This window comes from Agaribacterium haliotis, assembly GCF_002312815.1.
GTDB classification, from domain to species: Bacteria; Pseudomonadota; Gammaproteobacteria; order Pseudomonadales; family Cellvibrionaceae; genus Agaribacterium; species Agaribacterium haliotis.
Genome location: NZ_NKQJ01000001.1, coordinates 593,759 through 618,407, shown reverse-complemented (window position 1 = coordinate 618,407; position 24,649 = coordinate 593,759). Strand labels below are relative to the sequence as shown.

22 protein-coding genes are annotated in these 24,649 nt (G+C 52.4%); 11 read left to right on the top strand and 11 right to left on the bottom strand.

The window, feature by feature from the left end:
- Positions 1-11: 11 nt before the first annotated feature.
- On the top strand, positions 12-1,385 hold the full coding sequence (locus tag CFK45_RS02765) for a DUF1501 domain-containing protein (RefSeq protein ID WP_096084853.1): 1,374 nt from the start codon (positions 12-14) through the stop codon (positions 1,383-1,385).
- Positions 1,386-1,497: 112 nt separating this feature from the next.
- Positions 1,498-2,595: a BamA/TamA family outer membrane protein gene (locus CFK45_RS02760; protein ID WP_158224580.1), complete on the top strand. Its 1,098-nt coding sequence runs from the start codon at positions 1,498-1,500 to the stop codon at positions 2,593-2,595.
- Positions 2,596-2,674: 79 nt separating this feature from the next.
- Here CFK45_RS02760 and CFK45_RS02755 read toward each other — a convergent pair whose 3' ends face one another.
- On the bottom strand, positions 2,675-3,247 hold the full coding sequence (locus CFK45_RS02755; protein WP_096084851.1) for a VC2662 family protein: 573 nt from the start codon (positions 3,245-3,247) through the stop codon (positions 2,675-2,677).
- Positions 3,248-3,455: 208 nt separating this feature from the next.
- Between CFK45_RS02755 and CFK45_RS02750 the strand changes: the two genes are divergently transcribed.
- Positions 3,456-4,502 (top strand): AraC family transcriptional regulator, encoded by a 1,047-nt coding sequence (locus CFK45_RS02750; protein WP_096084850.1) that lies wholly within the window; start codon positions 3,456-3,458, stop codon positions 4,500-4,502.
- 34 nt (positions 4,503-4,536) lie between these two features.
- Here the strand turns inward: CFK45_RS02750 and CFK45_RS02745 are convergent, their stop codons facing one another.
- Both CFK45_RS02745 and CFK45_RS02740 read right to left on the bottom strand, forming a co-directional pair.
- Positions 4,537-5,655, bottom strand: a complete 1,119-nt coding sequence (locus CFK45_RS02745) for a DUF481 domain-containing protein (protein ID WP_096084849.1) — start codon at positions 5,653-5,655, stop codon at positions 4,537-4,539.
- 18 nt (positions 5,656-5,673) lie between these two features.
- On the bottom strand, positions 5,674-6,282 hold the full coding sequence (locus tag CFK45_RS02740; protein ID WP_096084848.1) for a hypothetical protein: 609 nt from the start codon (positions 6,280-6,282) through the stop codon (positions 5,674-5,676).
- 469 nt (positions 6,283-6,751) lie between these two features.
- On the opposite strand from CFK45_RS02740, the gene CFK45_RS02735 reads away from it, so the two are divergent.
- On the top strand, positions 6,752-7,588 hold the full coding sequence (locus CFK45_RS02735) for a mechanosensitive ion channel family protein (RefSeq protein ID WP_239923513.1): 837 nt from the start codon (positions 6,752-6,754) through the stop codon (positions 7,586-7,588).
- A gap of 87 nt (positions 7,589-7,675) precedes the next feature.
- Here the strand turns inward: CFK45_RS02735 and CFK45_RS02730 are convergent, their stop codons facing one another.
- From CFK45_RS02730 to CFK45_RS02710, 5 genes are all read right to left on the bottom strand, one after another.
- Positions 7,676-7,894, bottom strand: coding sequence for a hypothetical protein (locus CFK45_RS02730; protein WP_096084847.1), 219 nt, complete (start codon positions 7,892-7,894; stop codon positions 7,676-7,678).
- 75 nt (positions 7,895-7,969) lie between these two features.
- Positions 7,970-9,250, bottom strand: coding sequence for a ribonucleotide-diphosphate reductase subunit beta (locus CFK45_RS02725; protein WP_096084846.1), 1,281 nt, complete (start codon positions 9,248-9,250; stop codon positions 7,970-7,972).
- 174 nt (positions 9,251-9,424) lie between these two features.
- Positions 9,425-12,358, bottom strand: coding sequence for a ribonucleoside-diphosphate reductase subunit alpha (locus CFK45_RS02720; protein ID WP_096084845.1), 2,934 nt, complete (start codon positions 12,356-12,358; stop codon positions 9,425-9,427).
- 556 nt (positions 12,359-12,914) lie between these two features.
- Positions 12,915-13,832: an ornithine carbamoyltransferase gene (gene argF, locus CFK45_RS02715; RefSeq protein ID WP_096084844.1), complete on the bottom strand. Its 918-nt coding sequence runs from the start codon at positions 13,830-13,832 to the stop codon at positions 12,915-12,917.
- Between the two features lie 22 nt (positions 13,833-13,854).
- Positions 13,855-15,033: an aspartate aminotransferase family protein gene (locus CFK45_RS02710; protein WP_096084843.1), complete on the bottom strand. Its 1,179-nt coding sequence runs from the start codon at positions 15,031-15,033 to the stop codon at positions 13,855-13,857.
- Between the two features lie 348 nt (positions 15,034-15,381).
- On the opposite strand from CFK45_RS02710, the gene grxD reads away from it, so the two are divergent.
- The 6 genes from grxD to CFK45_RS02680 all read left to right on the top strand — a co-directional run bounded on the left by grxD (position 15,382) and on the right by CFK45_RS02680 (position 20,958).
- Positions 15,382-15,705, top strand: a complete 324-nt coding sequence (gene grxD / locus CFK45_RS02705) for a Grx4 family monothiol glutaredoxin (RefSeq protein WP_096084842.1) — start codon at positions 15,382-15,384, stop codon at positions 15,703-15,705.
- Positions 15,706-15,862: 157 nt separating this feature from the next.
- On the top strand, positions 15,863-17,038 hold the full coding sequence (locus CFK45_RS02700; protein WP_096084841.1) for a porin: 1,176 nt from the start codon (positions 15,863-15,865) through the stop codon (positions 17,036-17,038).
- Entirely contained in the window at positions 17,039-17,560 is a 522-nt protein-coding gene (locus CFK45_RS02695) for an FMN-binding protein (RefSeq protein WP_096084840.1), read from the top strand.
- Complete coding sequence (locus tag CFK45_RS02690; protein WP_096084839.1) at positions 17,561-18,334, top strand: PepSY-associated TM helix domain-containing protein; 774 nt, start codon at positions 17,561-17,563, stop codon at positions 18,332-18,334.
- A 118-nt stretch (positions 18,335-18,452) separates the two neighbouring features.
- Entirely contained in the window at positions 18,453-19,607 is a 1,155-nt protein-coding gene (locus tag CFK45_RS02685; RefSeq protein ID WP_096084838.1) for a serine/threonine-protein kinase, read from the top strand.
- Between the two features lie 178 nt (positions 19,608-19,785).
- On the top strand, positions 19,786-20,958 hold the full coding sequence (locus CFK45_RS02680; RefSeq protein WP_096084837.1) for a cyclic di-GMP phosphodiesterase: 1,173 nt from the start codon (positions 19,786-19,788) through the stop codon (positions 20,956-20,958).
- Between the two features lie 97 nt (positions 20,959-21,055).
- Here CFK45_RS02680 and CFK45_RS02675 read toward each other — a convergent pair whose 3' ends face one another.
- Both CFK45_RS02675 and CFK45_RS02670 read right to left on the bottom strand, forming a co-directional pair.
- Positions 21,056-21,634 (bottom strand): lytic transglycosylase domain-containing protein, encoded by a 579-nt coding sequence (locus CFK45_RS02675; RefSeq protein ID WP_096084836.1) that lies wholly within the window; start codon positions 21,632-21,634, stop codon positions 21,056-21,058.
- Entirely contained in the window at positions 21,601-23,358 is a 1,758-nt protein-coding gene (locus CFK45_RS02670) for a proline--tRNA ligase (RefSeq protein WP_096084910.1), read from the bottom strand. The genes CFK45_RS02675 and CFK45_RS02670 overlap by 34 nt, the downstream gene beginning before the upstream one ends.
- Before the next feature lie 105 nt (positions 23,359-23,463).
- On the opposite strand from CFK45_RS02670, the gene CFK45_RS02665 reads away from it, so the two are divergent.
- On the top strand, positions 23,464-23,931 hold the full coding sequence (locus CFK45_RS02665; RefSeq protein WP_096084835.1) for an HIT domain-containing protein: 468 nt from the start codon (positions 23,464-23,466) through the stop codon (positions 23,929-23,931).
- A gap of 94 nt (positions 23,932-24,025) precedes the next feature.
- Here the strand turns inward: CFK45_RS02665 and CFK45_RS02660 are convergent, their stop codons facing one another.
- Complete coding sequence (locus CFK45_RS02660) at positions 24,026-24,418, bottom strand: HU family DNA-binding protein (RefSeq protein ID WP_096084909.1); 393 nt, start codon at positions 24,416-24,418, stop codon at positions 24,026-24,028.
- Between the last annotated feature and the right edge of the window lie 231 nt (positions 24,419-24,649).

The window sequence follows — 24,649 nt, the reverse complement described above, 5'->3', positions numbered from 1 at the left end:
GGGGCTGAGCAATGAAAAGACGCAATTTTTTACGCAACAGTTTTTACGGCGCGCTCAGTACCTCGCTGCGCGCCAGTGTTGTCGGTGTGCCGACAAGCTTTTTATTAAGCGGGCGCGTGCACGCGGCAACCGGCAATGAAAAAGTAACGATTTTGTCGCAGTCCAAGCAGGGCGAGTCGATCAATGTTAATGGCCCCGGTGCGTTTGCCAGCGCGGCAAATAATTTGGCCGCTGCAATCGAGCACCCGATGGCTGCCCAGTTGGGCGCCGATGTGCTCGGCTCAGTGAATGGCGTTGATCACAATGCCGCTGACCTGGAAACAGCCGTCGATCTGCAGCTTGGCGCCCAGCAAGTAAAGGCCTCTCGCCCGTGGGCGAGCTTACCGCAAGCATTGCGCGAGAATCTCGCCTGCCTCTGGCTTAGAACGGGGGCCAATGCGCACCCTGAAATGGCATCGGTGCGCAGGCTGAAAGAAGCGCTGCGCGACGATGAAAACTCGAGCCGCAGCGAAGAGTTGGCGTCGGCGATTTGTTTGGAAAATGCCAGTGCAATGGGTACGGCACTAAACACTCCGCTGCTGCTCGACGACGAAGGTTTTTCCAAAGGCAACCCCATTGCGGTTTATCGGCCGACAAATTTGCAGAGTTTGTTTGGCGATGGCGCAAGCTCTGGCATCAGTGTTGAAAACTTTGCCGCGCTCTATAGCCAGACAATGGATGAGCTGTACAAAGGTTTAAAACAAAATGGCAGCGCCAAACAGCGAGCGTTTTTGGACAATCACGCCTTGACTCGTACCCAGGCCAGAGATCTTGGCGATAGTTTGGGTGATGCCCTGAGCTTAATCGACGGCAACGATTTTGTTAATCAGCTGCGCACTGCGATTGCTTTTGCCAAAATCAAGCTCAGCCCGGTGATTGTAGTCAAGCACGATTTTGGTCGCGACAACCACAGCGATACGGAATTAAGAGATGAAGCGGTTGAAAGCTTGGCTTCACTCGATGCGTTAACGAAGTACTGGGCCATGCTCAATGAGCAGGGCATGGTTGACCAAGTCAACTTAATTACCCTCGACTGTTTTGGTCGTACACCGCTGCGCAATGACAGTGGTGGGCGCGATCACTACGGCAAAATGACCTTGGGCCTAATGCACGGCAGTGGTTTTAAAGGCGGGCTTTACGGCGATCTACAGCTTGATCAAAAAGACGAACTCGCGGCGACGGGTATCAATTCAGCCAACGGCTCCGCTGAGAATGCCGATATTGACGCTGAGTCAACGTTGGCGGCCTATGGCAAAACCATTATGAAAGCCGCGGGTATCGCCGATGACAGGCTGGATATTCGTGTGCCTTCCGGCAAAGTTATCTCCGCTGTATTTACGAGCTAGGCCAACGCCAACCTAAGTGCGATGTTTGTCTGAGCCTATGTATAATGAGCTTCGGACTTTGGCATAGTGTTTTCTCATGGGTTGCATGTTTCGCGCTGTAGGATTGTTTTTTTTGTTGGGGCCTTTCATTTCTGCCAATGCGGCAGAGGGGCACGGGGATTATCGCAAGGCGACAGAGTCGACCAGCAGTAGCCGGGCGCTGGCCAAAGACAAAGTGCAAGAAAGTAAGGGTGCGTGGATGGCGGTACCCATCCCCTTTGCCAACCCAACTATCGGCGCTGGTTTGCAAGCTGCGCTTTTATATATGCACGCAAAAAAAGACCCGGATACACCCAATGCGACATCCGGTGTTGGCGGCATGTACTCCGATACCGATAGTTATTTTGTTGGTGCTTTTCACGATGATTACTGGGATAAAGACCGCTATCGTTTTACCTTTTTGTACGGCTACGGCAATCTGAATCTAAATTATTACGGTTCGGGAAACGAGCCGATTTTGGAAAAGCACCCCATTGAATATAACCTCGAAGCCAACGGGCTCTATACCAAGTTCTTGATGCGTATAGGTGGTACCGAGCACTGGTACGGTGGGCTTAAATATGTCGGTAGCGAATCGACCGTTTCGTTTGACCTTAGCCAGTTTATTAAAGGCCTGCCTGTGCTCAAGGACGATCTGAGAACATCCGGTTTGGGCTGGATGCTCAGCTTTGACTCTAAAGACGATAACTACTACCCAACAACTGGGCAGAGTTTTAATTTCAGCCAAACGGCGGATAGCTCAGAGTTTGGCAGCGACTTTAGCTTTCGGCGCCTGGAAACGGACTATCGCAACTATTTAAGCTTAAACCCGGCCCATGTGCTTGCGCTTAAAGCGCAGTTAAAAGCGGCAGATGGCCATGTGCCATTTTTTATGGAGCCGACCTTAAGCATGCGTGGTTTTGATACGTCTCGCTATCGCGATATGACCACCCTTTCTTTGCACGCCGAGTGGCGCTGGCGTTTCTTGTCGCGCTGGGGCATGGTGGCCTTTACCGAAGGCGGGGCAACCGCTAAAGACTTTGACGCGTTGCACGACGGCCGCAAAGTTAGCAGCGCCGGCCTGGGTTTGCGCTGGCGAGCAACAAAAGCCAAACAGATTAATTTAGGAATCGACCTTGCGTTTAGCAAGGGGCAAGGCGAAATATACATCCGCGCCGGCGAGGCTTTTTAACTGCACAGGCAAAAGATAAATGCCTGAACGTGCTGCACAGCAAAAGTGGCAAGTTGCGCCCGGGGGCGGGCGCAGGTATTTACTTTTTAACGGCAAAGTTAATAATTGGAAAACAGGGTAAAAAGCCGTTTTTAGCACAGTTGATTAGGCCAAACTGAAAGGTTTTTACTTCGTCTGTTTTATTAAAAATACCTAATTGAACATTGGACGACTTAGAGATATTCGCCGCTGACCAGTCAAATACCGTGTGGCCGGTACTGTAGTTTACCAGGCCTAAGTTGGCGCCATGAACATCATTGGTGACGTTTACGGTGCCAAAGTGTACGCCCTTGGCAGTGCCTTTGTTCCAGTTCCACAGGCCAAACGCCGCACCGGTCATGCTTTCATTGACGTGATTTGCACCAACAATCAAAAGCGGAAACTGCACACCTTTGAAGTTATCGGTTTCACCGATGGCAAGCAGGTGTAAGTCCGCGCCAACTACATTGCTGGTTTTCCCGTAAAGTGCAGGGAAACGCACACCCTTGACGTTTTGAGTATCCGGTGCGTTAAAGCCGTCGAGCGACGAGAACTGTACTGCAGCTTCGTCGGCAAAACTTGTGGACGCGGCGATTGAAACCGTCAAGGCGATTGTGGTGCAGAGGTTTTTCATAGTTACTCCATTAAGTATGTACGGGCAGGCCTAGCGCTTGCTCCTAAAATTCAATTGCAGCTTTAGTGTACCTCTTTTTTATCAACAGACAATTACGCGCTTGTTTTAACCTTTGCAGGTTTTCTGTTTTGTGCGCGGGATAAAAGATGCAATTGTAATCGCTGCGTATACGTACAACTTTTGTTTGTGCGTATACGTATGCATAGCCATGGCGTACAAAATTGTTTTGTGGTATTTGTTGTCAACACTGATCACTACTTATGCTTTTATGGCTGCAATACCTTTACTTCGCATGCGTTACGCGGATGCATTTGCCTGTGTGTTAAAACACTCGGGGGCACCGCTTGAGTTACTTTTAGCTAAAGTCGGTTTAAATGAGTCGCTGTTGTTAAAGCGCGATGCTTTTGTTCCGTTTACGCTGGTTTCTCGCCTGGCGAGTTTGGCGGTGTCTTACACGGATAACCCGGGCTTTTCGGCGCTGGCCGGAGCCACGCCCCTGGATAAACACAGTGACTTTGGCCACAACCTTGTTGTTGCGCCGACCTTAATGCAGGCTTTGCAGCGTTTTTCTCTGACGGCTAAATCTGAGCTCACGTGTGCATCGTTTGTGCTCAAGCGCGATGTTGAGGGCTGCTGGTTTTCGTTTGGTGTGATCGATGGCACGGCGATGGAAGTACAGCAACACGAGCTTTACCGCATTGCGATGCTTGTGCAGATTGTTCGCTGGGTTGGACAGCACAGCTGGTTGCCCACAAAAATTCGCCTGCAGTCAAAGCTGCTTGTCGATCGCAACACGATAGGCCTGCTTGAGCAAAGTGAACTTGTCTTTGCCGCAAACGAGACTGCGGTGCTGATTCCCGATAGTTTGCTATACAAGCGCACCCCGCCAAAAAAACATTGCGCCGCACCGGTCTATCGCGCTGATTTAACGGGGTTTGATTTTCGCCAAAGCCTGGCGCAGGTAATGGCGAGTTTTGCACCGGAGTATTTTTTTCAGCCTCAAGCGATGGCTGAGCTGCTCGGTATGGAATGGGCACAGTTTAAGCGCCTTCTGGCTCGCCACGGTATTAATTACCGTCATATGCTTGAACAGCTGCGCATTGATGCCGCGCAGCAATTATTAGAGCAGCGCGCCATTAACGAAGTGGCGACCGAGCTCGGTTATTCAAGCACGGCTCAATTTAGCCGCTCGTTTAAACGCATCTGTGGTGTCAGCCCGGCAAATTACTTAAAAATTGAATTTGAAAGTGCTTAGAGCCCGTTAGTAGTTTTTGGGGCTTATCGATCATTTAATTAAATTCATAACTGATGCTAAACATAAGACGGTTGTCGTCGCTCTTGGGCTGTACGCCATCTTCGCCGGCTTTGGGGTTTTGGATGTAGTCCCAGACGTAGGTGATGTCGATATCTATGGAGCCTGTTAATTCGTACTCAAGGGTGCTGAGCATATGGTGGGTGTAGCCGCCGTTTTCCATATCGGCCCACTGAATACGGTAGTTGTAGATAAAATCGACGCTGTCGCTGAGCTCTTTATCAAGGTTCATTGACGCAATGCCGACCACAGAGTCTTCTTGGCGCTGTTCGCCTTCTTGCACTTCGTCAAAGTGAGAAAACTGCCAGCCCGGGCCGATGAAAAAATCGAGTTCGGTCTCGCTAGTGTTGTATGCGGTGCGACCAATACCGGCACCGAGTGTGCCCCGCGCTTTGATGTTCTGAAAGGTGTCTTGATAAAGGTCGAGATAAAATGGGCGGTAAAATACCTGGTCGGTGGCAAAGATATCAAAGGCCGAACTGATACGGTTGTTGTTGGCGGTTTCGACTTCTTGGGCTTCGCTGTACACACCGAGATAGTCGAGGGTAAAACGCGACAGTGTTGTGCGCCGCTTAGCATTAAACTTGCCGTTAAACTCGGTGCTCGGAGAGTTACCCGTGCGGTAGTTGGTACCGACTGAGGCGCGAATACGCCAGTAATTACTCGCCTTGGGCGCGCCGCTGACCATGGCGATAATACTGTCTTTGGGGTAGCGCTGGGTGTCGCCCTGATAGCTGATGATTAATTCATCGCCCTCGATGCTGACATAACCAATAAGCCGGTTTTTGTGGCCCATTACCCGCACGGCTTGAATATGGCTAGTTTTGAGGTAGGCGACGTCTTCAAGGTCAAAGCTGTTTAGGCCCATCTCGTCGCTGTCAAATTCGAGGCTGTCAGAGTAGAGCACTTTGACATCGCCTTTGAGCCACTCACCGCTGGTCAGCTGCAGCCAATCCCACTGCCTAGCTGGCGGCAAGCTCTGTTGCTGTTCGTTAACGGCCTGGCTGACGTAGTCGGGCACGGCCACTTGGGCCTGGCTAGTTAAAGCCCAGGTGCCGCTAAGGGCGAGGGCTGCGCAGAGTGTTTGTGATTTCATATCGTTACGGCTTAGCGATTAAGAATACGGTTTGTTTGCTGTCTGTTTTGAGCAGCTTGAAAGCTGTGAGATGTTCTGATTATTTGCATATAAGCTGTCAAAGTACTCGCCAAGTTTGAAGCAAAGTTCGATATATTTCAGTGCTTCACTTAGGCTGATTTGAAAACTTTTTGCGTGAGCGGCGCGATTTCTAAGTTGTCGCAATTCGTGATAAAGCGCAGCTTTGTTGTTGTCGACAATGTTGTCGCCGCCGAGAATCTGGCCGAGCATTTTATAGCGAGTGCTGTGATCGAGCTCGGCGTCGACATCACTGCGCTCTAGCAAAGCTAAAGCTTTGTCAAAGAGAAGTTCCCAGGCCGCCATCACCGCGAGTTTGGGATTGTTTTCGGCTTTGAGCTGCAGCTCGCCGCGGCGGTCTTGCTTGAGTTCGGGAAATGCGCCTTCGGCGTGCTGGCTGGCTTGCTGCAGTGAATCGCCAAATTCCAACTCCAGGTCTTTGTATTTGAAGCTGCGAGTTTGCGGCAGCAATAAATGCAGCGGTTTTCTTAAGCTAAACAATACCAGCAAGGTGATCGCCGGCCACAATAAACGATCTAATAATTCAAGGCTAAACTGCATCCAGCTCATTTGTGCTTCCTGCCAATTGTTAATTGTCGCCGTTAGTTCTGTCTCTTAACTTGCCACGCCCAGGTGGCACTTTTTTGAAGCTGTTTATTGTAGCGCGAAGCGCTTTTGGCTGTGAATGCCCTTTATTTATTGCGTTGTGTTTTTATTTACCGTTTAACATTGGTGGACTTTTGCGCCAAATCTGCGTTCGGGTATTTTGCTATTAAACAATAAAGTCCAAGTGCAATCATTCTGCACCAGCGCATTCATTGACCGCAGGGCTAAAGTCGCGCTAAGGTCGCTGTGTTTCGGCGCCAGTGATGATGTCGATGTGGTGCTTGGAGGTCTTAGTGGTGCTTGGAGTTTTTGGTGGCGCTGGGTGTCGCTAGCCGGGCGCGTTAATTAGCCTTGTTTTGATACATCAAGTTAAATAACTGAGGCCAAATAAACAAAGCTAAATAAACAAGTTGTTAAAATCAGGGAGATTTTTGTGGAAGAGATAGAAGTTCAAGGTACTCAACTTGCTCAGCAGGCGATGGACTTGGTCAAAGAGCACGGCCCGTCATTTATAACCGCGCTGCTTGTTTTGATGCTCGGCTTGTGGATTATTGGCCGCATCAGCAAGGCTGTGCGCCACTACTCGGTCAGAGCTCTGCCCGATGAGACCCTGGCGAAGTTCCTTGCCAATGTCACCGACATACTGTTAAAGGTGCTGTTGATTATCAGTGTTGCGTCGATGGTCGGTATTGAGACAACCTCGTTTATTGCCGTGCTCGGCGCTGCAGGTTTGGCGGTGGGTTTGGCGCTGCAGGGCAGTCTCAGCAACTTTGCCGGCGGAGTGATGATATTGATCTTTCGGCCGTTTAAGGTCGGTGATTACATTGATGTCCAGAATGTCGAAGGCATCGTCACGGATATCGGTATTTTTGTCACGACATTGCAGACCTTTGATAAGCGCACCTTGATTGTTCCCAATGGCCCCATCGTCGGTGGCAATATTATTAACTACACCACAAGCCCGGTGCGGGCGGTGGAGATATCCATCGGTATTAGTTATTCCGATAATATCGCCGATGCCAAAACAGCGATGGAGCAGGTCTTAGCCAAGGATTCGCGTATTTTGCAAGACGAAGCCAATGTGGTGGCCGTGGTGGATTTAGGCAATAGCTCGGTTGATTTTTTAGTGCGTGCCTTTGTTAAAACCGATGACTACTGGGCCTTTTTCTTTGATGCGCGCCCGGCCTTAAAAGCGGCTGTTGAAAGTGTTGGCTGCACCATTCCATTCCCGCAGCGCGATGTACATTTGTACCAACAGGCCGAGGCTTAATTAACTTGGTTTGATGCAACAATAAAAAAGCCGCCTGGTTAGGGCGGCTTTTAGTACTTTGCTCAGTAGCTTATTTATCGCTACGGTTTAATGCAGGACTTTTTTAAAGCTCAGCTGGGCAGCAAATTCGGCATCGAGACGGTTCTCGATATCTTCCTGGAACGAACCATCCTGTTGTTGTGCCAGGCTTTTAATCATTTTCTGCAGACTCATCACACTTAGGTTCAGGTCGAGCAGGCACTCGGTGAGTTTTTCTATATCTGTTGATGAGGTCATCACCAGTACTTCGTCGTCGCGGTAATCCATCTAGCTAACTCCGATTTTGCTGCCCCGTCAACGCGGGGGGTTATTTTTTGAAAAAGTCTGTTGTGCCGCTGGGTTTTAATCCCACTTTAATGCGCCGCCGGTTTGATATTCAATCACGCGTGTTTCAAAGAAGTTTTTCTCTTTGCGCAGATCCATGATTTCACTCATCCACGGGAAGGGGTTCTCCGCGCCGGGGTAGGCCGGCTCCAAGCCGAGCTGGCTTAAGCGGCGATTAGCGATAAAGTGCAGGTACTCCTCCATCATTGCGGCGTTCATACCGAGCACTCCGCGCGGCATGGTGTCGCGGGCGTAGGCGATTTCTAGCTCGGTGCCCTCGAGTATCATTTGACGCACCTCTTGCTGGAAGTCTTCGCTCCACAGGTGCGGGTTTTCGAGTTTGATCTGGTTGATCACGTCGATGCCGAAGTTCAGGTGCATGCTCTCATCGCGCAAAATATATTGGAACTGCTCGGCGACACCCGTCATTTTATTGCGGCGACCCATCGAAAGAATTTGGGTAAAACCGCAGTAGAAGAAAATACCTTCAGTGATGACATAAAAGCCGATCAGGTTGCGCAGTAGCTCTTGATCTGTTTCCGGCGTGCCGGTGTGGAAGCTCGGGCTGCTGATATCGGAGGTGTGGGCAATGCTCCACGCAGCTTTGGCGGCGACACTTGGCACTTCGCGATACATGTTAAAAACTTCGGCTTCGTCCATGCCCAGCGATTCCACACAGTACTGGTAGGCGTGGGTGTGAATGGCTTCTTCAAACGCCTGGCGCAGCAGATACTGGCGCGCTTCCGGGTTGGTAATATGGCGGTAGATGGCCAGTACCAGATTGTTTGCTACCAGGGAGTCGGCGGTAGAAAAATAGCCGAGCGAGCGCATAACAATGGTGCGCTCGTCGTCGGTGAGGCCGTCGGCACTTTTCCACAGGGCGACGTCGGCGGTCATATTGACCTCTTGCGGCATCCAGTGATTGGCGCAGCCGTCGAGGTACTTTTGCCAGGCCCAGTCGTATTTAAATGGCACCAGCTGGTTTAAGTCGGCGCGGCAGTTGATCATGCGTTTGTCGTCGACCTGAATGCGCTTGGCACCCATTTCGAGATCTTCAAGGCCGGGGGCAACATCAATATTTTCGATGGCTTTTTTGGCGCGTTCAACTTCATCGCCTGCGGCCGCGGCTGACGGTGCGGCTTTGAATTCTACTTGAGGCTCTTCTTTGGCCTCGGCGGCAGCGCTTTGTGGCTGTGCTTGTTGGCTGTCTTTAGTTTCTTGTTGAATGGCTTCGCTGCGCGCGGCGGCGGCCGGTGCCGCGTCGCTGCTTTCTTCTTGGTAATCGTCCCAGCTGAGCATTGTTCTCACCTTAATCTGTTGTTTGCCTGCGTTGGCAAATAGCTTCTTTGTATTGTCTTTGCTGTTATTTGAGCTCTGCCGGGCCCTGGGCCCGGCTGGCTCTGGTCTGCGAACTGCGTGCGAGCAGTTTTGTTGTTGTTTGTTAGCTCGCTCGCAAACCCCTCCCCCTGATGATTATTGGCAGGCTTCGCAGTCTGGATCGTCGAGCGAGCAGGCCTTGGGCACAGCGGCAGGGCCGGCTTCTGTGCTCGCCTGCGCTGAGTCGGCTTGGGCTGCACTGCTGCTGGAGCCTGTGGCGCCGGCACTAACCGCGTTCAGCGCGCCGGTATCAATGGTGCTCTTTTCGGTAGTGGTGGCGGCGAGGGCGCGCAAGTAGTAGGTGGTTTTGAGGCCGCGATACCAGGCCATGCGGTAGGTGATATCGAGCTTTTTGCCGTTGGCACCGGCGATGTAGAGGTTCAGGCTCTGGGCCTGATCTATCCACTTCTGACGGCGGCTGGCGGCGTCGACTATCCAGCGCGGCTCAACTTCAAAGGCGGTGGCATAAAGGGCTTTTAAGTCGGCCGGCACGCGGTCGATCTTGGCCAGCGAACCCTCGTAGTATTTGAGATCGTTAACCATGACCTGATCCCACAAGCCGCGCTCTTTTAGGTCGTGAATCAGGTGCGGGTTGACGACGGTAAACTCGCCGCTGAGGTTCGACTTCACATAGAGGTTTTGATAGGTCGGCTCGATGCTCTGGCTAACGCCGGTAATGTTGGCGATGGTCGCGGTCGGTGCAATTGCCATAACATTGGAGTTGCGCATGCCCTGGCTTTTGACTTTGTTGCGCACGCTGTCCCAGTCGAGAGTTGTGCTCTGGTCGACTTCAATAAACTCTTCGCCGCGATTCTTTTTCAGAATCTCGATGCTGTCGATAGGCAAAATGCCCTGGCTCCACAGCGAGCCGTCAAAGGTGCTGTAGGCGCCGCGCTCGGCGGCCAGATCGCTGGAGGCGTTAATGGCGTAGTAGCTGATCAGCTCCATGGAGCGGTCGGCAAAGTCGACCGCTTCTTTGGAGCTGTAGGCCATGCGCATTTTGTACAGCGCATCTTGAAAACCCATCAAGCCAAGGCCGACGGGGCGGTGGCGCAAGTTGGAGTTTTTGGCGGTATCGACGCTGTAGTAGTTAATGTCGATAACATTGTCGAGCATGCGCACGGCAGTATTAATAGTTTTTTCGAGCTTGCTCTCATCGAGCTTGCCGTCGACGATGTGCTGGGCGAGGTTGACCGAACCCAAGTTACACACGGCGATTTCTTCACCAGGTTTGGTATTGAGTGTGATCTCGGTACACAGGTTGGAGCTGTGTACAACACCCGCGTGCTGCTGGGGGCTGCGCAGGTTACACGGGTCTTTAAAGGTGACCCACGGGTGGCCTGTTTCAAACAGCATGCCGAGCATCTTGCGCCACAAGTCGAGCGCTTTGACTTTTTTGCTGAGCTTGATTTCGCCGTTGGCCGCCATGGTTTCGTAGGCCTGGTAGCGCTCTTCAAAAGCCTGGCCGTAAAGATCGTGCAGGTCGGGGGTGTCGGCGGGTGAGAACAAAGTCCAGTCGGCGTCGGTGAATACACGCTTCATAAACAGGTCGGGCACCCAGTTGGCGGTATTCATATCGTGGGTGCGGCGGCGGTCATCGCCGGTGTTTTTGCGAAGCTCAAGAAACTCTTCTATATCGAGGTGCCAAGTTTCAAGGTAGGCACAAACGGCGCCTTTGCGCTTGCCGCCCTGATTGACGGCGACGGCGGTGTCGTTGGCAACCTTGAGAAAAGGCACAACCCCCTGCGACTTGCCATTGGTGCCTTTAATGTGCGAACCGAGTGAGCGCACGGGTGTCCAGTCGTTGCCGAGGCCGCCGGCAAATTTGCTGAGCATGGCGTTGTCTTGCATGGCGCCGTAGATGCCGTGCAGGTCGTCGGGCACCGAGGTTAAATAACAAGAGCTCAACTGCGGGCGCAGCGTGCCGGCGTTAAACAGGGTCGGGGTTGAGCTCATATAGTCAAACGAGCTTAACAGGCGATAAAACTCAATGGCGCGTTCGTTGCGCTGCTCTTCTTCGATGGCAAGGCCCATCGCGACACGCATAAAAAACACCTGCGGCAGTTCAATGCGGTTTTCTTCGTGGTGAATAAAGTAGCGGTCGTAGAGGGTTTGCAGGCCGAGGTAGCTAAATTGCAAGTCGCGCTCGGGCAAGATGGCGGCGCCGAGCTTTTCAAGATCAAAGTTCAGAAGCTCGGGGTCGACCAGTTCTTTTTCGACACCGAAGTTCAAAAATGCACTGAGGGCTTTGGCGTAGTAATCGCTCATCTCTGCCTGGGTCGCTTGTTCGGCAACACTTAAATAACTCAGCGCTTCGGCGCGCAGTTTGTCGAGCAGCAGGCGGGCGGTGGCAAAACTGTAATTGGGCTCTTTCTCAACCAGGGTGCGGGCGGAGATGACCAGGGAGGTGTTGACATCGTCGAGACTTACGCCGTCGTAGAGGTTGCGCAAGGCTTCTTTGAGAATGCTCTCGCCGTCGACATCGGTGAGATCGGCACAGGCTTCGGCGACGACGGTTTTAATGCGCTTGCCGTCTAAAGGCTGCACGGAGCCGTCGCGGGCGGTGACGTTGATGGCCGGAATTTCCAGCTTCATGCCGTCTAGCTCTTGCTCGTCTTCATCGCGGGCGCGGGCGCGTTCTTCGCGGTAGAGCACGTAAGAGCGCGCCACTTTTTGCTCGCCTGAGCGCATCAGCACCAGCTCAACCTGATCCTGGATTTCTTCGATATGGATGGTGCCACCGGAAGGCATGCGGCGCTTGAAGGTTGCTGCGATCTGGTCGGTCAGGTTCTCGACCGTTTCGTGGATGCGCGATGATGCCGCGGCGGTGCCACCTTCGACAGCCAAAAAGGCTTTGGTCATGGCAACGGCGATTTTATCGCTGGTATAGGGCACAACTTTACCGTTGCGCTTGATAACTCTGATTTGGCCGGGTGCAGTGGCGGCGATGGCGGAACTTCCAGTTTCCAGGGCAGAAGCCTCCGGGCTATGAGGGTTCTTAGCGGAGGCGTCTGTTTCAGTCGTCTGCATAATCCTAACTCGTGTCTCTTATGTTTATACCTAAAGACCTGCCGCAGGCTCAGCCAGGGCAGGTGCAATGAAATCTGTAATCTCTGTTTAGTGCGGGGCCTGTCCTCAGGCCCATCCCCTGTTGGGGCCCCAAACTGCTCGGTGTGATGAACTAGCACCATGCCTTGTGCATAAGCTGCGCAAACGATCTATTGCGCTTGGGGCTCGAGTTGAGCCAAACACCATATATTGGGGGTGGGTGGAGCTTGCGTAACAAGATAATGCGCTTAGCGCCTTATTGCAAGTTTGCTAAGAAGAGGAAAAGCTGTGGATAAATTGTTGGTTTTTTGTGGCTGCAGTGGTTACTAACCGTCGAATCAGCGTGGTTAGTACGGCTGGGTTTATGCACTAGGTCACAGTTTGAACTAGAAGAAGTTATTATGGCACGAGAGGTTTCTTATGCGTAAAGTGACTAAGACTTTAGGGCGGTATCATGACATTTGAGTGATCTGGCAGCGCAGACCACAAAACAGGCGCGCGCATATGAATTACGGCGCGCCCGAGCAAATGAATGTATTTATTGGCCGCTGTGTTGGCTCAAAAATAACATCAGCGCTTTTTGTGAGTGCAGGCGGTTTTCGGCTTCGTCCCAAACCACAGAAAGCTGTTGGTCTTCGATCAGTTCTGCACTGACTTCCTCACCGCGGTGGGCGGGCAGGCAGTGCATAAAGACGGCGCCGCTATTGGCGTGGCTCATCAGCTCGTGATCGACCATGTAGCCGGCAAACGCTTGCTCGCGCTCTTTTTGTTCGGCTTCCTGGCCCATGCTCGCCCAGACGTCGGTGCTGACCCAGTCGGCACCGCGAATGGCTTCGATGGGGTCGTGTACCAGTTTAATGCGCTCTTTGTTGGCTTGCATAAGCTCGGCGTTGGGCTCAAAACCTTTGGGGCAGGCGATGTTTAGTTGGAAGTCCCACTGGCGCGCAGCATTGATGTAGCTCTGGCACATATTGTTGCCGTCGCCTATCCAGGCCACGGTTTTTCCGCTCGGCTGGCCGCGGTGTTCGACATAGGTTTGCACATCGGCGAGCAGCTGGCAGGGGTGAAAATCGTCGGTCAGGGCGTTGATCACCGGCACTGAACTGTATTTCGCAAAGCGCTCAACGATGTTGTGGCCAAAGGTGCGAATCATTACCTGGTCGACCATGCTCGATAACACCCGCGCGCTGTCTTCGATGGGTTCGCCGCGACCGAGTTGGGTGTCGCGCGGGCTGAGGAACAGAGCGCTGCCGCCGAGCTGGGTCATGCCGGCTTCAAAGCTGACGCGGGTGCGGGTTGAGCTTTTTTCAAAGATCATGCCGAGCACACGATTTTTGAAGCTGTCGTTGATTTCGCCGTGCTTGAGTTGCTTCTTGAGCTCAATCGCGTTGGCGATGACTTCTTTAAGTTCTGTTGGGCTCAAGTCCAGCAGGGTTAGAAAGTGTCTGGGTTTCATGCTTTGCTCCTTCGCTGCGCACTCAGGCGCCGGTGTTCAACGCTTCGTGCACCAGTCTTACAACAGCCCCAACCAAGTGCAGAGCTTCGTCGTCACTCATAATAAACGGCGGCAACAGGCGCACGACATTGCCGCTGGTGACGTTAATTAAGTAGCCGGCCTGCTTGGCTTTTTCGACCAGTTGGCTGCAGTCGCAGTCGAGCTCGATGCCTATCATCAGCCCTTTGCCGCGGATATCGAGCACGCCGGCAACATTGCTAAGCTGCTCTTGAAAGCCGGTCATGAGCAGCTTGTTCAAGTGGGCAACTTGTTTGTAAGTTGCCTCTTGGTTGAGCTCGTTAACGACAGCCAGGGCCGTGGCCGTGGCCAGCGGGTTGCCACCAAAGGTTGAGCCGTGGTTGCCCGGTTGCAGTACTTCGGCCGCCTTGCCGCGCGCCAGGCAGGCACCGATGGGCACGCCGTTGCCGAGGCCCTTGGCGGTGGTGACAACATCGGGAGCGACGTCGTTTAGCTGGTAAGCAAAATAGGCACCGCAGCGAGCGTTGCCGGTTTGGATTTCATCGAGTATCAGCAGCCAGCCTTGTTGGTCACACAGTTCGCGCAACTTGTTCAGGTAGTCATTGGCGGGGACACGCACACCGCCTTCGCCTTGCACAGGCTCAACCATAACGGCCACGGTATTGGCCGATGCGGCGTTGGCAACGGCTGCGACGTCGTCGTAGGCGACGTGTTTAAAACCGCTGACTAAGGGGGCAAAACCCTCTTGTACTTTTGCGTTGCCGGTGGCGCTGAGTGTCGCCATGGTGCGGCCGTGAAAGCTGCGGTCGGCAACAATAATTTCAGGTTCGCTAATGCCTTGCGACTGCGCGTATTTACGTGCGATTTTAATGGCGGCTTCATTTGCCTCCGCACCTGAATTTGAGAAAAACACCCGGTCCATGCCACTGGCGTTGATCAGGGCTTCGCCAAGCTGTCGTTGAGGTTCAATATTGTACAGGTTGGAGCAGTGGATCAAGGTTTGGGCCTGTTTGCACAGGGCTTCGGTTACCGCCGGATGGCTGTAGCCCAGGCCGCAAACCGCGATGCCGGAGATCGCGTCGAGGTAGCGGCGGCCGTCGGCATCCACAAGGTAGGGGCCTTCGCCCTTAACGATGGTGGTGGACCTGGTTCCATAGGTGTTCATAAGTGCCGACTCCGACATAAAGCTCTACCCCTAAAAGCAAAAAAGGCAGCGAAAGGCTGCCTGATCAAAAAAACGATAATACCTACAAAATGTGAACAGTGACAAGCGCTTCAAGGCGTTTTTATAACTAAATTCGGCTATTTTCAGCGCAATACGCCCAGATCATGTGGCTTTTGTGTTTGTTGTTGTTTTGTTTTTTGCTGTGCGCAGTACAGAGCGCTTGCAATCGCCGGGGTTACGATGCCCCTTACTTATTGAGAAGTACTTGAGTAAAATACTCAGGTTTACAGAGTGATCTGCTCGCTCTTTTGAATTGCGTCACTGTTACGTATTTGTTAACGCTCACTACTTATATAGGTCTTACTGATGTCCACTGTGGAAACCATCAAAAAGCAAATTGCTGAAAATGACATCCTTCTTTATATGAAGGGCTCACCAAACGCACCTCAGTGTGGTTTCTCTCAGCGCGCATCTCAGGCGATTATGGCCTGTGGTCAGCGCTTTGCTTTTGTCGATATTCTCAGCAACCCAGATATTCGCGCCGAGCTGCCCAAATATGCTAATTGGCCAACCTTTCCCCAGCTTTGGGTAAAAGGTGAGCTCGTCGGCGGCTGTGACATTATCACTGAGATGTATGAAAACGGTGAATTAAAAGAGTTGATCGACGAGGCCGCTCCCGCCTCCGAATAACTTTTGCCCGCTTCGCTATTTTAAAAACCTCCCTTGTGGAGGTTTTTTTATATTTGATCTCCATCAATAAATACTAAAAAAGAGGCTGTTGATAATCATTATCATTGCGTTGTAGAATGCGCCACGATCATTTTTACGACTGTTCTTTGGGGGAACAATGAAAAAGACTGTATTGGCGATTGCCGTCAGTGCCATGGCGGCCAATGCCGTTGCTGACACCACACTGGAAGAATTGCAAAAGCGCATCGATGCGCAAGATAAAGAAATTGCCGAATTGAAAAAAGCTCAGTCGGCCACTGACGCCAAAGTTGAAGCGACGGCCGACGCCGTTGAGAGCAGCTCGGGCTCGGTGGATAAGAGCCTGGACTGGGCCGCGCGCACCAAAATCGGTGGTTACGGCGAGCTGCACTACAACAATTTTGAGGGCAAGGATGACAAGATCGATGCCCACCGTTTTGTGTTGTACATCGGCCATGAATTTAATGAGAAAGTGCGCTTTTTCTCCGAGCTTGAACTCGAGCACGGCCTCGCTGGCGACGGCAAACCGGGCGAAGTTGAGCTGGAGCAGGCCTACGTTGAATGGGATTACGCGGAAAACCACCGTTTAGTGGCCGGTCAGTTCCTGATTCCTGTGGGCATCCTCAATGAGACACACGAGCCTGAGACCTTCTACGGTACCGAGCGCAACCCGGTTGAGAAAAACATTATTCCTGTGACGTGGTGGGAAGCGGGCGCTCAGCTTCGCGGTGAGATTGCTGCCGGTTTGAGCTACGACTTTGCTATGCACAGTGGTCTGAAGGCCGCCGACGATGAGGGCAACTTAAGCTCAATTCGCAGCGGTCGCCAGAAGGTTGCCAACGCGTACGCCAACGACTTTGCCTACACTGGCCGTATTAAGTACACCGGTGTACCCGGGCTTGAGCTTGCTGCGACAGCCCAGTATCAGGAAAACTTAACTCAGGGCGCCATCAGCGATGCGAGCGCAACCCTGTTTGAGACCCACGTGATCTACAACGTTGCCGGTTTTGGCCTGCGCGCCCTGGCAGCTCAGTGGAACATTGACGGCGACGCGGCAAAAGATGCGGGCATGGACGTACAAAACGGCTGGTATATTGAGCCTTCGTACAAAGTAACGTCTAAGCTCGGTTTCTTTGCTCGCTACAACGAGTGGGACAACACTGCCGGCGCCGATGACAGCGAAGCTGAAGAAGTGATCGACTACGGTTTGAACTTCTGGCTGGTGCCCAATGTTGTCTTTAAAGCAGACTGGTCAGACGATCAAAACAATGACAAGAATGACAGCTTTAACCTAGGTGTGGGCTGGTCTTTCTAAGTGTCTGTTAAGCCCATTGTTTATGTGCTCACAAGCTGGTTGCTGCTTTGCAGCGGCCAGCTTGTCGCGGATGAACAAAAATTTCAGCGTTTTCTCGACTCTGTTTACAGTGCGCCGCCGAGCGCTAAGTCGCTGTGGCTGAGCGCCGATGACAAAGCTGAAATCTATCAGCGCTTCAACTACCGCCTTAACCGTTTGCGCCAGCGCTATTGGTTTGCCGATGAGGCTTCGGTGTGGGTGCTTGAAGAGGTGGGTAAAGAAAAGCCTATTACCATGGCCGTTGCGGTCAAAGATCAGAAGGTCAGCGCCATTGAAGTGCTCGCCTATCGCGAAAGTCGCGGCGGTGAAATTCGCCATAATTTCTTCCGCAAGCAGTTTATTGACGCCAGCTTGACGGAAAAAAATGAGCTCAGCCAAAACATCGATGGCATTACCGGTGCAACACTCAGTGTGCGAGCCATGCAAAAAGTTGCTAAAGTCGCTCTTTTCCTCGATCAGAAGGCCGGCGCAACCGCGCAGTAAATGAGCAAACAACATCTTCGCCGCGCTTTTCGGCGCTGGCACAAACGGGCGGGTTTATTCTGCGCGTTTTTTGTCTTAATTCTCAGTTTAACCGGCATTGCGCTTAATCACAGTGATGCATTTAAGCTCGCACAGAAGCCGGTGAGCGCAGCGTGGTTATTAAAAGCCTACGGCATTGAGTTGCCCGAGGCGCAGTCTTTCAGCTTGGCGCCTGCCGGGCAAACCATGCTGGTAACCGCTTTTGGCAAGCAATTATTTGTTGATCACGCACCAATTTATGAGTGTGAGCAGGAATTTGTCGGTGTCAGCGCAACAGCCAGTACCCTGGCTATTGCCTGTGTGACGTCGGTCGCACTATTTGACGCGCAATTAAACATGATTGACATCAGCGATCGCTACAGTGGTTTGCCTGCGCAGTTAGAGCGTTTTGGTGTTTGTCGGGCTCAGCACTGCGCAAGCGCTGCCGGGAAAAACTACGTGCTCGATGAGCAAACAATGCATTGGCTGCCGAGCGCGGAGGCTCCGCGGGCCGCACTTGTACAATCGACGCCGACGCATATTTTTGACGCAATCGTTAGTAATTTCAGCGGCGCCGATTTAACGTGGGAGCGGGTTGTACTCGACTTGCACGCTGGGCGTTTTCTCGGCGCCTGGGGGCCTTGGCTGATGGACTTGGTTGCGCTGTTTTTTATTTTTCTGGTTGTAAGTGGCGTCTATCTGTGGAGCCGGGAGTCGAAGAAAAAACCTAAACAGCACCCTGCAAATCGACATTAATTACCGTTATATTAGCTTTTTTCGGGCTTTTGCTTGAGCTGGCCGGCAAATGTGCCTCGCTTGCCCTATAAGAATAAGAGCTGCCGTAACACTGCCGCTACTAGGACTATTAAAGTTCATGACTATCACCATTCCTGGCTACAAGTTGGAGCGCACCCTCGGTAAGGGCGGCATGGCCACGGTGTATCTTGCCAAGCAGGCGTTGTTGGGGCGCACAGTCGCGTTAAAAGTCATGCACCCGAATGCGGCTTCGGATCCAAATTTCAACAAGCGCTTTATGCGCGAAGCGCGCATAGTCAGCCAGCTGGTTCATCCGAATATCGTTACGGTGCACGAGGTCGGTGAGCACGACGGCCACTATTTTCTGTCGATGGAATATATCGACGGCAAAGATTTGAGCTCGGTGCGCGGCAAACTTTCGCTCAAGCGCAAAATTCGCATGATTGCAGATATAGCTAAAGCGCTGAATTACGCCGGGGCTAAAGGTTATGTGCACCGCGATATCAAACCCGAGAACATTATGTTTCGCAGTGTTGACGGCAGTGCGGTGTTGACAGACTTTGGCATTGCCAAGGCTCAAAAAAGTGACTTGGCGATGACGCAGGCGGGCACCGCCATAGGCACACCGCACTATATGAGCCCCGAGCAGGCCAAGGGCGCTGATGTCGACGGGCGCAGCGACCTGTACAGTCTTGGCGTGGTCTTTTATTTGATGTTGACCGGTCAGGTTCCCTACGACGGGGAATCGGCAGTTGAGATCGGCATTAAGCATATCACTGCGGCGCTGCCTGAATTACCGTATGAGCTGCGTGAATTGCAGCCTATCTTAGATGGCCTGCTTGCGAAAAAGCCCGAGCAGCGCTTTCAAACAGGGCAGGCTCTGTTAGATGAGTTGGCGCGGCTCGATGTGAAGCGCATCGTTCAGCAGCAAAAGCTGAGTGCCTCACAGCCGACGGTACTCACTGAGGTACCAACGGCCGTGGCCGAGGCGAGTGTGGCCGATGAAAGCGCAACCGAGCAGGGCCATGCTTCCGACAGCCAGCGCTTTACCATTGAGTTTGAAAACACCGAGATTGCTGAAGCTCAGCCGGGTTCGTTTTTACCGGTGTTTTTTGCGTCGAGCTTTGTTTTGTTTTCGCTCTGCTTTTTTATTTATATGGCCAGGCCGGCAGCGCTGGAGCCATTGATTGAGCGCTCTGAGCAGCGTGTTGCCGAGGTCTATCAGAGCTTAAAAGGCAGGCTCGGGGCTGAAGGGCAAAACAACCCCGATTAAGCACTTCCGTTAGTCTCGCGGGGGCGTTTGTTTGTAACCTATCTGTGTTTATTGAATAGTTCTTGCCCACTGTGCGCGGCCGAGAATCTAACAGTCGATACTGACAAAATTCTTTGTTCTAAGTCTCCTGCCTAGCCTGCGCTGACTATACTGCAAAAGTAGTCAGAGGTAGCGAAACGTGACATCTATTCATCGAATTCCAACGGGCCATGTCGAGCTCGGTATGTTTGTTTCAGAGCAGACTCCAAACTTAGAACAAAGCGGATTAAATAGCCGCGGTTTGATTAGCAGAAAAGAGACGCTGGCCAAGTTAAAAGCGTCTGGCATTGCTGAAATTTATATTGATACCAATCGCGGCAAAGCCTCGAGCTATTCCGAGCCTGTGCAAAGTGCGAACGTCGCGCAAAAACCTGAGCTAAGTCTTGCTGAAGAGTGGCAGCGTGCCGACAAGGTTTACGGCGAGGCGCGCTCGTTAGTTGGCAATATTGTCAAAGACGTAAAAATGGGCAAGGCCATTGAGGTCGGCCCCGTTGAAGAGCTCGCCGACGAGATGTGTAACTCTGTGCTGGCCAACGCCAATGCACTTTTATGCCTGAGCCAAATTCGCGAAAAAGATCAGTACCTGCTTGAGCACAGCATTAACGTCGGCATATTGATGGGGGTGTTTTGTCGCTACTTAGGTTACGAGCGCGAGCAGCTTCACCAGGCGGTTACAGGGGCGATTTTGCACGATGTCGGCAAAATCCGGGTGCCTTACCATATCTTAAATAAGGAGGGTAAGCTCACCGATGACGAGTGGGTTGAAATGCGCAATCACGTACTCTATGGCGAAGAGGTGCTGCTTAAATCCGAGGGCATCAGCGATATCGCGTTGTCAATTTGTGCTCAGCACCACGAAAAAGTAGCCGGTGGCGGCTACCCTCGCGGCATTGATCACGCCCAAATCACCACTTACGGCAAGCTTGCGTCTATCGTTGATATCTATGATGCAATTACTGCGGAGCGCTGTTATAAAAAAGGTAAAAGCCCCTTTGAAACCATGCGCATACTGTCGAGTCTGGCTGGTGACAGCCTGGATAAGGCGCTGGTGTATCAGTTTATTCGCTGTATGAGTGTCTACCCAGTCGGCACCTTGGTACAGCTGAGCAACGGTCGCCTCGGGGTGGTGGTGCAGCCTCACGACAGGCAGCCCGACAGGCCCCAGGTCAAAACTTTTTTTAATTTAAAATTGCGCCAGTATGAGGCCGATAGGATTGTCGATTTGAGCAATCTTGAGTTGGGGATAAAGATCGTCAAAGCGCACGATGCCGAAGCGCTGAAAATTAAGGTTAGGGACTATATTTCGCTGTAGTTGTATTTGCCCACTAGGTGCACATCTGTGCATTCACGGTGCTAATAGCAAACCAAACCAAACACCAAACCAAGCACCAAACCATATCAACACCAGACTAACGCCAGTGTTTTTGCCAGGCTGTCATCACCAGGTCTGGATACCAGAGTTTGCCATAGCTGCCGTTATAGCGGGCGAGGGCTTCTACCCAGCTGCCTTTGGCTCTATCGTGATAGTACTTGAGTATCGTGCAACCGTAGCGCAGGTTGGTGACCGGGTCGATAAGGTTGTCCTGCTCGCGGCCAATTTCATTTTTCCAGAACGGCATTACCTGCATTAGCCCTTGCGCGCCGACACGGCTAACAGCGTAGGGGTCGAAGCGGCTCTCGACTTCGATAACTGCTAGGACAAACTCCGGCGGCACATCGGCGCGCTTGGCGGCGGCGTGAATTTCTTTGAGCAGATTAATGCGCTCGTCGGCATCTTTAATAAACTTTTCGAGCACGGTGCTTTTTTGCAGCAGCCAGACTTCGGCGTCAAAGCGGTCAACAAAGCTGTCCGCTGTGCTAGCCGCGTGCAGCAGCAACTGCTTGAGTTCTGGATCGACGTCCGGGTCTGGCTTGTCGGCGGCACAAAGACCGCCGCCATAACTCAAGCAGAGGCTTAGCAGCAGCTGGGCTGGGAATCTGCACAGCATGCAGCGTCTCCACCAATACGTTGTTTAAGTGCCTCGAGCAGTTGTTCGGTGCTGAGCATGGTGTTGTCGCTATCGCGGCGGCCGCGATATTCGACTTCCGCCTTGGCCAGGCCCTTCTCGCCAACAACGATGCGGTGCGGTATGCCCATCAGTTCAACATCGGCAAGCATCACGCCTAAGCGAGCTTTGTTTTCGTCCATATACAAGGTGTCGATGCCGGCGGCGCTGAGCTCGCTGTAGAGCTTTTCACAGTAAGCTTCTAACTCTGCGCTTTTGTGTTTGTTGATTGGCACAATTGCAAGCTGGAAAGGCGCGATCGCACTTGGCCAAATAATGCCGTTGTCATCGTGATTCTGCTCAATTGCCGAAGCGACGACGCGGGTAACGCCGATACCGTAGCAGCCCATGGTCATGGTAGCGTCTTTGCCGTTGGGGTCTTGTACTGTTGCGCCCATCGCTTCGCTGTATTTGGTGCCGAGCTGGAAAATATGGCCGACTTCAATGCCGCGCTTGATGTCGAGTGTGCCCTGGCCGCAGGGGCTCGGATCGCCCACGACAACATTGCGAAGATCGGCTACTTCAAGTTCATTCTGCCAGCTGGCATTGAGAAGGTGCTTGTCGTTTTGGTTGGCGCCGCAGACAAAATTGCCCATCGCCGCGGCGGCGCGGTCAACAATGCAGCGTATGTCGAGGCCGATCGGGCCGAGAGAGCCAACTTCAGCGCCAATTTCTTTGGCGATACGCTCTTCTGGCGCAAAGCAAAGTGGTGCGGCGAGGCCGGCAATCTTTTCCGCTTTAATGTCATTGAGCTCGTGATCGCCCCGCAATACCAGTGCGATCAGTGCTTGTTCGCCGCTTTGTTCGTCTTTTTCTCCGAGCACGATAAGTGTTTTAACGCAGTCACTCGCTTGTTTGCCCAGCAGTTTGGCTACGTCGCTAATGCTTTTGGCGCCGGGGGTGGCGACTTCTTCAGCGGCTTGGCCGTTGGCGGCTTGTTTTTCCGGGGCCAGCGCTTCGGCGAGTTCGACGTTGGCGGCAAAAGCGCTGTCGGTACTCACGGCGATAGCGTCTTCACCGGAGCTTGCCAGCACGTGAAATTCGTGTGAACTGGAGCCGCCGATGGAGCCGGTATCAGCGAGCACGGGGCGAAAGTCCAGGCCTATGCGTGAAAAAATCTTGCTGTAAGTTGCGTGCATAAGGTCGTAAGTTTGCTGCAGGCTTGGCTGATCAATATGAAAACTGTAGGCGTCTTTCATTATAAATTCTCGCGAGCGCATCACACCGAAGCGAGGGCGCACTTCGTCGCGGAATTTAGTCTGAATTTGGTAGAAATTACAGGGCAGTTGTTTGTAGCTACTGAGCTGCCCGCGGGCGAGCTCGGTGATCACTTCTTCGTGAGTGGGGCCGAGGCAGAACGGGCGCTCGTGCCGATCTTGAATGCGCAGCAGCTCGGGCCCGTACTGCTGCCAGCGGCCGCTTTCCTGCCAGAGTTCTGACGGCTGCACAACCGGCATCATGACTTCCTGGGCACCGGCTTTGTCCATCTCTTCGCGCACGATGTTTTCGACTTTGCGCAGTACCCGAAGGCCCAGTGGCAACCAGGTGTAAAGGCCTGAGGCCAATTTGCGGATCATGCCCGCGCGCAACATCAACTGATGGCTAATCACTTCGGCATCAGACGGGGTTTCTTTGGTGGTGGCGATTAGGAAGTTGCTGGCGCGCATGGGGCTCCTCAGGCTTTGAGCTAAAATTAAAAAGGTCGCAAGGACGCTTGTCATCATTGCTTTTGGTCGCGTATTGTAATCGGCGACAGCAGCGAGGAATAGCATATGTTTGAATTGCATGCCCAACTGGCCGCCGATACGGTGGCGCTAGGTCAGTTTCGCTTGTCTTTGGTGCTTTTGCACAAGGACGCTAACTACCCTTGGGTGATATTGGTACCAAAACGTGAAGCCATCAGAGAGATTTATCATCTCGACGACGACGATCAGCTGCAATTGATTCGCGAAAGCTCACACTTGAGTGAGGTGATGACATCGATTTATGCCCCGACAAAAATGAATGTTGCCACGCTCGGCAACCGCGTACCGCAGCTGCACTTACATCACGTTGCTCGCTTTGACAGCGATCCGGCCTGGCCCGGTGCGGTATGGGGGGCGACCGAGCCTTTGGCTTATGAACCTGAGCTGCTGGATAAGCGTGTAAGCCGCCTGAGAGCGTCGCTTGTTGGGCAGGACTTTGAAGCGGCGACAGATGTTGCTATTAGCAGCGAATCGAGCGCAGGTTTTACTCCATAAAAACCTTTGTTTTGATAAGAAAGATACAAAAAAGCCCGCATAGTGCGGGCTTTTTTGTGTTTAAGCACAAGCTAAGCGCATGGCTTTAGCTATTTTATTCAGCCATTTCTTTAAGCTTTTTCAGCGGGCGCAGTTTGACCTGAGTGCTGGCAGGCTTGGCCGCAAACGTGGTTTCTTCACCAGTGAAAGGGTTGATACCTTTGCGCGCTTTGCGGGCAGGCTTTTTAACGGTAACGATTTTAAATAGGCCGGGCATAACAAACTCGCCGCAAGAGCGCTTTTTGATATGGCCTTCGATAATATCGCTTAACTCCTCGAGTACGGCGCTAACTTCTTTGCGGCTAAGCTCGGTGCTCTCAGCGATCTGGTTCAAGATTTGAGTTTTAGAGTAACGTTCGCGAATGGCTTTGATTTTTTTTTCTGCAGGCGCTTTGGCTGATGCTTTGCGTGCGGGTGCTTTTTTAGCTGGAGCTTTACGAGCGGCCATGATTTCCCCTGTTTGGTGTTGTTTTGCTGTTGTTGTCGATTTGGAGCGATAGCAGGGGCGCTGAAATGCGAGCTTCCCTGCGTGGATGGTCATGGACGATGAGCCACCTCACAAATTAAAGTTTGCCTGCTGGCAAACAAGGCTAAACATAGATGAATTGCCGGACGCTGGCAATAAGAAAAAGCAAAAACCAGCTGTTTTATAGGCTCAAACGACTTTTAAGCTTTGCTG